The sequence below is a fragment of the Tabrizicola sp. T46 genome (assembly GCF_057219895.1).
Window position 1 is genome coordinate 1 of record NZ_JBXVVV010000009.1, and the last position, 1378, is coordinate 1378.

At 68.7% G+C, this 1378-nt stretch carries 1 protein-coding gene; it reads right to left on the reverse strand.

The window, feature by feature from the left end:
- The gene (locus AC2D9V_RS17815) at nt 1-1374 is read right to left on the reverse strand and encodes a TolC family outer membrane protein (protein ID WP_484715433.1); all 1374 of its coding nucleotides are present in this window, start codon (nt 1372-1374) and stop codon (nt 1-3) included.
- Between the last annotated feature and the right edge of the window lie 4 nt (nt 1375-1378).

Below are 1378 nucleotides of genomic sequence, written 5' to 3' on the forward strand. Positions count from 1 at the left end.
TCAGTTGCCGATCTTTTCCAGGATGCGGTCCAGCTTCTTGCCCTGCACCGAATGCGAGGGCGCGTTCTGCACGGCGTTGAAGTAGGCCTCGGGGTCGTAGGTGGCGATCCCGAGCTGCAGATGGTCCACCGTCATCAGGCCCATCGTCGCCAGAAGCTGATATACACCGACGTAGCGCAACGCCTGCGCCCGCAACCTGTCGTTGCGCGCATCCAGCAGCTCCTGTTCCTGGTCAAGCACGTCGAGCGTCGTCCGCGACCCGACCTCGGCCTCCTGCCGGACGCCTTCGAACGCGGTTTCGGCCGCCCGGACCTGCTCTTCCGTGGCGGCAATCGAGGCCGCCTGAACCTCAAGGTTCGCCCAGGCCACGCCCACGGCCTCCATCACCTCCACCGCCGTCTGCATCAGCGTGGCATTGGCCCGGTCCTTCCCGGCAATCGCCTGCCGCTGCAGCGATGACAGCCGTCCCCCGGCATAGAGCGTCTGGTTCATCGTCAGCCCGACACGCTGCGAGTCGAGCCCGAGATTGTCGGTCTCCAGCGAGACACCGGCGCCGATCGACGGCATCCGCTGTGCCTCGGCCAGGGCGACCTGCAGGTCTGCAAGCGTGACAAGGTTCTGGGCCTGCCGGATCGACGGGTTGGTGCTGCGCGCGACGGCCTGCGCCTCTTCCAGCGTGCGCGGGAGCGCCGGCAGGGCCGGCAGCGGGGCAAGATTGCCGGGATAGGCCCCGGTCGCCGCCTTGTAGGCCTCGCGGGCAACCAGCAAGGCCCCCTCGGCCGAGGCCAGCGAGGCGCGCGACCCCGCAAGCCGGGCCTCGGCGATGGCCACGTTCGTGCGCGTCGCCTCACCCACCTCGAAACGCGCCTCGGCAGCGCGCAGTTCCTCGGTGATCAGCCGGACGTTGCTTTGCTGGTTCACCACCAGTTCCTGGGCCACCTTCACCTCGACATAGGCCCGGACCGCTGCCAGCAGCACCTGCTGCTCGACCTGCACCAGCGCCTGCCGCGTCGCGAGCACGCTGGCCCGGGCGATCTCGATCCCAAGCCGGTTGCGGCCGAAATCGAACAGCACCATCTCGGCCGACAGGGTCAGCGAGGCGGAGGTGTCCTCGACCACCGCGCGGCCCGCTTGCGTGTTGACATCCAGCTTCGCCCAGCCCGCCTGCGCCGTATAGGCAATCACCGGCCGCAGGGCCGACACCGCGGTGGCAAAGTCTTCGTCCACCGCGCGCAGCACCGCACGGTTCTGCTCCAGAAGGTTCGAGTTGCGATAGGCGGCGATCAGCGCATCCGTCAGCGTCTCTGCCGCGGCCATCGGTGCCGCAAGGGCCCCTGCCGCTGCCAGAACCATTGCCCTTGCCCAAGCCCGCATCACG